An 8,189-nucleotide genomic window follows, 5' to 3' on the forward strand; every position below is an offset into this window, starting at 1 on the left:
TAGCTTTTGGAATATCCAATCTAAACGGCTAATAGCTAAATGCTAAACCTTGATAGCTAACTCAAGTTTGGTGCTGCAATTCAGCGATTTTCTACGCAATGCAAGCTAGTGCAATTCAATTATAAAAAAGCTAAAAGCTAACCGCTAATAGCTAACAGCTTTCAACCTAAAGAACTTAATTTAAGGACGTTGTAACGTATGGCGAAAGTGGAACAGCGATTTGACTATGTCAAGATTGGCTTGGCATCACCCGATCGCATTCGTAAGTGGGGCGAGAGAGTTTTACCAAATGGCAGTTTGGTTGGCGAAGTCACAAAACCTGAAACAATTAACTACCGCACACTGAAGCCAGAAATGGATGGCTTGTTCTGTGAGCGAATTTTTGGCCCTGCTAAGGACTGGGAATGTCATTGCGGCAAGTATAAGCGTGTGCGCCATCGTGGAATCGTTTGTGAACGTTGCGGTGTAGAAGTCACGGAGTCACGAGTACGCCGTCACCGCATGGGCTTCATTAAGTTAGCGGCTTCGGTTACCCATGTATGGTATCTCAAGGGTATTCCTAGTTATATGGCGACTTTGCTGGATATTCCTCTACGTGATGTCGAGCAAATTGTTTACTTTAATGCCTACGTTGTCCTTAATCCCGGAATTCAGTCTGAGGTTGATGGTGTAATTGTTTCCGTCAATAGCCGTGAGATCCGTATTCGTGGCGTTGACGGTATTGAAAGAGCTTACCATCTACATCCTAAACATGTTTCCACTGTTACTGAAGGGAAAGTTGTTGAAGCTGGAGAGGCGATCGCTAGTGCCTACAATCTCTCTTATAAGCAACTGCTTTCTGAGGATCAATGGATTGATCTAGAGGATCAGATATATGCTGAAGATCCAGTCCTAGATGGTATTGAAGTTGGTATTGGTGCTGAAGCAATCAAGCAATTATTGCAAAATATCAATCTTGAAAAAGAAGCTGAGCGTCTTCGCACTGATATTGAAAATTCCAAAGGTCAAAAACGCGCCAAGTTAATCAAACGTTTGCGTGTAGTTGATAACTTTGTGGCAACTGGCTCGAAGCCAGACTGGATGGTGTTGGATGTAATTCCTGTAATCCCTCCAGATTTGCGTCCGATGGTACAGCTTGATGGTGGACGCTTTGCTACCAGCGACTTGAATGACCTCTATCGCCGTGTAATCAACCGTAATAACCGTTTAGCACGTTTACAAGAAATTCTTGCACCTGAAATTATCGTCCGTAACGAAAAGCGGATGTTGCAAGAAGCTGTTGATGCGCTCATCGATAACGGTCGTCGCGGTCGGACGGTAGTTGGTGCAAACAATCGCCCACTTAAGTCTCTCTCAGACATTATCGAAGGTAAGCAAGGTCGTTTCCGTCAAAACTTGCTCGGTAAACGGGTTGACTACTCTGGTCGTTCCGTAATTGTTGTCGGTCCTAACCTCAAGATTCACCAATGTGGTCTGCCTAAGGAAATGGCGATCGAGCTTTTCCAGCCCTTTGTAATTCATCGCCTGATCAAAACAGGTTTGGTGAATAACATCAAAGCTGCCAAGAAACTGATTCAGCGTAATGATCCAGCCGTTTGGGACGTTCTAGAGGATGTGATCCGAGAACACCCCGTCATGCTCAACCGTGCTCCGACGTTGCACCGTTTGGGTATTCAAGCCTTTGAACCATTGCTAGTTAGTGGTCGCGCGATCCAATTGCATCCCCTTGTTTGTCCAGCCTTTAACGCTGACTTTGACGGTGACCAAATGGCGGTTCACGTACCTCTATCAATTGAAGCTCAAGCAGAAGCACGCTTGTTGATGTTGGCTTCTAACAACATTCTTTCACCTGCAACAGGTCGTCCGATCGTTACACCTAGCCAAGATATGGTTTTGGGCTGTTACTATCTCACCACTGAAAATCCCTATAAGCAGAAAGGTGAAGGACGTTACTTTGCTAACTTCAACGATGTCGTGATGGCATACGAACAAGGCGAAATTGACATTCATTCCAATGTTTGGGTGCGTTTCGAGGGAATCGTGGAAGGACAAGGTGCAGTCAAGGAAAATGAGGAGCCGAAAGTTACGGTTCTCGAAGATGGCACAAAGGTCAAGGAATATGATTTCCGACGGACTCGTGAAGATGCGGAAGGTGGCTTGATTTCGCAGTACATCAAAACTACTCCTGGGCGCGTAATTTTCAATCAGGCAATTTATGCGTCTCTAGCTAGCTAAATGTTACAAATAGCCACGCTTGGCGTGGCTATTTGTAACCATAGAATTTCGATTAATTACTCAAAAGATTATTTAATAGCTTAATACCATGGCAGATTTCACGACTAGCAACACGGATTCGCCTGAAGAAAAGAAGCCTCAGCGCTTTATCAATAGCACCATCGATAAGGGGCAGTTGAAGAAGTTAATTGCTTGGGCTTTTACGCATTATGGAACAACTAGCGCCGCCAATGTTGCTGACCAATTAAAAGCATTAGGCTTTCGTTATGCAACTCAGGCTGGCGTATCAATTAGTATCGACGATTTACAAGTTCCTGCTAGTAAGAAAGCTCTGCTAGCGGCGGCTGAGCAGGAAATCGAAGAAACTGAAAGTCGTTACACAAGGGGCGAAATTACTGAGGTTGAACGTTTCCAAAAAGTAATCGACACATGGAACGTGGCTAACGAGAACCTCAAGGATGAGGTGGTGAAAAACTTTAAGAGTAATAACCCCCTTAATTCGGTATACATGATGGCGTTCTCTGGAGCGCGTGGTAATATCTCGCAGGTGCGTCAGCTAGTCGGTATGCGTGGTTTGATGGCTGATCCACAAGGGGAAATTATCGATTTACCGATTAAGACGAATTTCCGCGAAGGGCTGACTGTTACTGAATATATTATTTCCTCCTACGGTGCGCGTAAAGGACTGGTAGATACAGCGTTACGCACGGCTGACTCTGGATACCTCACCCGTCGTCTTGTTGACGTATCGCAGGATGTAATCGTTCGTGAGAATGATTGTGGTACGACTCGCGGCATTAAGCTAAAAGCGATGCGTGATGGGGAAAAGACATTAATTAAGTTGTCCGATCGCCTATTTGGTCGTGTGGCAGCTGAAGATATTGTCGATCCTAATACGGGCGAAGTAATCGTCATGCGTAACCAAGAGATTTCGGAAGATTTATCCTTGGCAGTCCAAAAGGCTGGGGTCGAAGAAGTTTGTGTGCGCTCTGCCTTTACTTGCGAATCGACGCGATCAGTTTGCCAGATGTGCTATGGCTGGAGCTTGGCTCATGCTGAATTGGTAGACATTGGCGAAGCAGTAGGTATCATCGCCGCCCAATCGATCGGTGAACCAGGTACACAGCTAACCATGCGTACCTTCCACACAGGTGGTGTATTTACTGGGGAAGTTGCCGAACAACAACGTGCTCCCTACGATGGCACAATTAAATATAACAAAAAGCTGAAAGTCCGCCCCATGCGTACTCGCCATGGTGAAGATGCGTTCATCGTTGAATCCAATGGTGACTTTACCCTAGAAAGTTCTGAAGGTAAAAAGGTCTACGCAATCACCCAAGGCTCGACATTGTTGATGCGTGATGGACAGAAAGTAACTCAAAATCAACTGATGGCTGAGGTATCCATCACAGGTAAAACTTCTCGCAAAACCACAGAAAAGGCTACGAAAGCGCTGAATACTGGTTTAGCAGGTGAAGTATTATTTTCGGATCTGGCGATCGAAGAGAAAAAAGACCGTCAAGGTAACACCAGCTACGTTGCTCGTGGTGAAAAAGGTCGGGTTTGGGTATTGGCTGGTGAAGTCTATGACTTGCCTCCGACGGCTGAACCAACTGTGAAAAATGAAACCTATGTCACAGAAGGTGATGTCCTTGCAGAAACTCGCTTGATTACAGAGCATGGCGGTGTCGTGCGTTTGAGTGAAGAAGACAGTCGCCATAACCGCGAAGTTGAAATTATTACGGCTTCGGTAGTATTGGATCAGGCGATCGTCAAAGAAGAAAGCTATCAAGGTCGTGAGCATTATGTGCTAGAGACTCAAGGTGGTCAAAGCTTCTCGCTCAAGGCTTCCCCCGGTTCCAAACTGATCAATAATCAAGTCGTTGCCGAACTGATTGATGATACTTACCAAACTAAGAGTGGCGGTATTATCAAATTCGCAGGTGTGGAAGTCGCGAAGCGGAGTAAGGGCAAGCAGGGTTATGAAGTCGTCAAGGGTGGTACTTTGCTATGGGTTCCTGAAGAAACCCATGAAGTGAATAAGGATGCTTCCCTATTGATGGTCGAAGAGAATCAGTTCATTGAAGCTGGTACAGAAGTTGTTAAGGATATCTTCAGTCAAACCGCAGGGGTGGTGGAAGTATTCCAAAAGAATGACATTCTGCGCGAAATTGTGATCAAACCAGGTGATTTACATCTCGTTGATGATCCTCAAACTGCCATGCAAAAGAATGGCACTTTAGCTCAACCAGGCACGGAAATTATGCCAGGATTGACTTCCCCTGAGCTGCGCTATGTGGAATATCTGGACTCGACTGAAGGTCCTGCCTTGCTATTGCGTCCCGTGGAAGAATATCAAGTTCCTGATGTACCAACGGTTCCTAGCCAAGAATCGGTCAACCAAGAAGGTCGTTCAATTGGTTTACGGGCTGTGCAGCGTATCCCTTATAAGGATGGCGATCGCGTGAAGGCGATCGATAGCGTGGAGCTACTCAAGACCCAATTACTGCTAGAAGTTGACACCGATGCCCCTCAATTGGCTGCGGACATTGAGTTTATTCCTAATGACAGCGATCCAGGTAGCTTGCGTTTGCAATTGGTAATTCTCGAATCTTTAGTGATTCGTCAAGATAACTCTGGCGACCCCGCTCACACCAACTCACGCACTCGTTTGCTAGTAAATGATGGCGATCGCATTGATCCAGGCGCAGTTGTTGCACGCACCGAAATTCTCTGTAAGAAAGCTGGTCAAATCCGTGGTATTCGTCAAGGATCGGAAGTAGTACGACGCTTACTGGTAGTCACCGACGCGGATTGCATCACCACGCCTTGCTCTAATCCCACGGTACAGGCTGGCGATCTTTTGCGATCAGGTGATGAAATCGGTGAAGGCGTGATTACCGAAGAATCGGGACAAGTTCTCAAGGTGGAAGATGGCTCCGTCGTATTTCGGATTGGTCGTCCTTATCTAGTATCCCCTGGTGCATTGTTGCAAATCCATGATGCTGACCTTGTGCAACGTGGTGACAACATTGCACTGTTAGTATTTGAACGAGCCAAAACTGGAGATATTATTCAAGGTTTGCCTCGGATTGAGGAACTCCTCGAAGCACGTAAGCCCAAGGAAATGTGTGTACTTGCGCGTACCACAGGCACTGCTCAAGTCACCTACGACTCAGACGATAATCCTGAAGTGAAGATTCTCGGCGATGATGGCGTTCTTGATGATGATTACTCATTCAATGCGGGTCAGAGTGTGATTATCTCCGATGGTCAGAAGCTTTTGGCTGGTGAAGCACTCACCGATGGTCCCGCCAATCCCCATGACATTCTCGATATCTATTTCCATGCTTACAAGGAATCTCTGGGAGTCAGACAAGCGGCGCTCATTGGCTTACAAAAAGTCCAAGAGTTTTTGATGAACGAAGTCCAGTCGGTATACCAATCTCAAGGTGTAGACATTTCCGATAAGCATATTGAAGTAATCGTTAAACAGATGACTTCTAAGGTACGTATTGAGGACGGTGGTGATACAACTCGTCTCCCTGGTGAGCTAGTAGAACTGCATCAAGTTGAACAAATCAACGAAGCGATGGAAATTACAGGTGGCGCACCTGCGGACTATACGCCTGTGTTGATGGGTATTACCAAGGCAAGTTTGAATACCGATAGCTTTATCTCGGCAGCTAGTTTCCAAGAAACCACTCGTGTTCTTACGGAAGCAGCGATCGAAGGTAAGTCTGACTGGTTGCGTGGTTTGAAGGAGAACGTGATTATTGGTCGTTTGATTCCTGCGGGTACGGGCTTTAATGCCTATGACACACCTATCGTGGATGTCGATAATGGCTATGAGCCAGATCTCGGCTATGACGAAGAAGCGGATGATGTGATCATTGATGACAACACTGCGCGTAATTATCAAATCATTGAGCCTCGAATCGAACCAATCCGTGTTGTCGATAAGCCTCGCAGTCGTCGTAGCTTTGACGATGAGCTAGTGGATGATGATGTGGAGTTTGATGATGACGAAGAGGAAGATGATGATGATTTTGAGGATGAAGACTAAATAAAAAAAGCGGTGCTTAGCACCGCTTTTTTTATGGATTACGAAGAGAGGTAATTGCTTGATTAAGCGATCGCAGTTCTTGCAAAATTTCTCGTAATAGCCGATTGGTCTCGTTTTGAGTAGGCTCTTGCACCTGAATCGTCACTTGCTTCATTTTCAGGACATCCCGCGCAAATCTTGACACCTCAGTGGGATGAAATAATAAAGGATCGCGATCGCTTTGTCGGAGTTCAGGATTAAGTCTGGTTGGATCGTAAGGTAAGTTTAGTAAACCTTGCGCTGGATCGGTATTGGCATAGCGATATATAGAAGCACGCGATCGCCCTAATGCTTTTTGGATTGCTTCTACATCCATTAGCTCGTAGTTATGATCAGATTTTAGTTCAGATCGAGAAAACGGCAGACTCATGTCGTCACATGGATTCATAGTGATATTCAGAATAATCAAGGAAACACAAAAAATATTGATGTTTTTTGGTGTGGAAGTAGGCACAACACATAGCTTTAACTATAGCTGTAGCTATTCAAGTCAGGACATAATACCAAAACACAAAACGGCGTAGCCGTTTTGTGTTTTGAAAGCCGAAGAGAGAGTTGCGGCGCTTCGCGCCGCAACTCTCTCTTCGGCTTTGTAGCTACAGTAAGGCTTATGTAATGTCCTAAACATTGAGCAGACTGTCGCATAGGCAATTGCCCTGAGATTACTTTGTCATTGTTTGCCCATCTATAATAAAAACTGGGTAGTTCTAAAGAAGTGATGATGTTCTGCGCTATGCGCGGCACATCACCACTTCAAGATAATTAATTCTTTTAGTAACACCAAAACTGTATTTCGTGGAGATTTCGGTGAAGCGTAATTTTATGCTCTCTTTTTTGAGTCGAGGCTTAGCTACGGCGATCGCTGTAGTGATGCTCAGTAACTTGCCCCTATCTTGGCAATCATCTTTATGGCAATTGTCGGGTAATCAAGCCTATGCTGCTCAGCCTGATCTAGTTGCCAAAACCGCTACAACCTCTGGTAAATCTTCTAGTCAATCGCCTGATTTGCTAACGGGTAATGTCGTTAAAACTGTTTTAGATAACGGATTGACGGTTTTAACCAAAGAAGTAAATACGGCTCCAGTTGTCACTGTCCAAGTATGGTATCGCGTTGGTTCTCAAAATGAAAAAGCAGGAATCACAGGTATTTCCCATCAACTTGAACATTTACTATTTAAAGGAACTAAAGATCGTCCGATCCAGTTTGGACGATTGTTTAGTGCATTAGGTAGTGACTCTAATGCTTTCACCAGTTATGACATGACCGCCTATTTTGGGACAACAGGTAGCGATAAGCTGGATGCCATGCTCAGACTGGAAGCCGATCGCATGGTCAACACCGTTGCAGGTGAAAATGAGCTCAAAAGTGAGCGTACTGTCGTTTTATCGGAACTAGATGGCGGAAATAATAGCCCAGGCACAAGACTCTATCGACAGGTGATGCTAGCCGCCTATCCAGATAGTTCTTACGGTTGGCCAGTGATCGGCTATCGTCCTGATGTTGAGAATTATACGGTTGAGGATATCCAAAATTATTACCGTACTTTTTATCGTCCTGACAATGCCACGTTGGTAATTGTTGGCAATTTCAACACCGCAGATACACTCAAAAAAGTGCGTGAAATCTATGGCGCGATCGCTGCTCCCCCAAAACCTAAAGTTTTAATTACCCCTGAAGCCCAACAAAGTAAACCCCAACCACCAGAACCAAAATCAGCGCAGGAACCAATTCGCCTCAAAGAACCCGGGGTAGTGTGTCACATTTGTTGAGAGATTGAGGAGGATTGAAAGCAAAACTCATGTCTATTGATAAACAAGCCGATGACAATATCATGCATCACAATAGATT

General features: G+C 45.2%; 4 protein-coding genes and 1 pseudogene. 3 read left to right on the forward strand and 2 right to left on the reverse strand.

Annotated elements, in window-relative coordinates:
• Nucleotides 1-198: 198 nt before the first annotated feature.
• Together rpoC1 and H6G05_RS03615 are read left to right on the forward strand one after the other, a co-directional pair.
• On the forward strand, nucleotides 199-2,235 hold the full coding sequence (gene rpoC1, locus H6G05_RS03610; RefSeq protein ID WP_190576368.1) for a DNA-directed RNA polymerase subunit gamma: 2,037 nt from the start codon (nucleotides 199-201) through the stop codon (nucleotides 2,233-2,235).
• An 88-nt stretch (nucleotides 2,236-2,323) separates the two neighbouring features.
• A complete protein-coding gene (locus tag H6G05_RS03615) occupies nucleotides 2,324-6,301 on the forward strand; it encodes a DNA-directed RNA polymerase subunit beta' (protein WP_190576370.1) in 3,978 nt (1,325 codons plus the stop codon).
• 31 nt (nucleotides 6,302-6,332) lie between these two features.
• On the opposite strand, the gene H6G05_RS03620 is transcribed toward H6G05_RS03615, so the two are convergent.
• The gene (locus H6G05_RS03620) at nucleotides 6,333-6,728 is read right to left on the reverse strand and encodes a resolvase (protein WP_242025212.1); all 396 of its coding nucleotides are present in this window, start codon (nucleotides 6,726-6,728) and stop codon (nucleotides 6,333-6,335) included.
• 434 nt (nucleotides 6,729-7,162) lie between these two features.
• Here H6G05_RS03620 and H6G05_RS03625 point away from each other — a divergent pair, with 434 nt between their 5' ends.
• Nucleotides 7,163-8,110, forward strand: coding sequence for a M16 family metallopeptidase (locus tag H6G05_RS03625; RefSeq protein ID WP_242025213.1), 948 nt, complete (start codon nucleotides 7,163-7,165; stop codon nucleotides 8,108-8,110).
• Here the strand turns inward: H6G05_RS03625 and H6G05_RS26105 are convergent.
• A pseudogene (locus H6G05_RS26105) lies at nucleotides 8,098-8,189 on the reverse strand (IS1 family transposase); the annotation flags it as partial. The gene H6G05_RS03625 and the pseudogene H6G05_RS26105 overlap by 13 nt on opposite strands.

The organism is Phormidium tenue FACHB-1050 (genome assembly GCF_014696925.1).
Classification (GTDB): domain Bacteria; phylum Cyanobacteriota; class Cyanobacteriia; order Pseudanabaenales; family Pseudanabaenaceae; genus Pseudanabaena.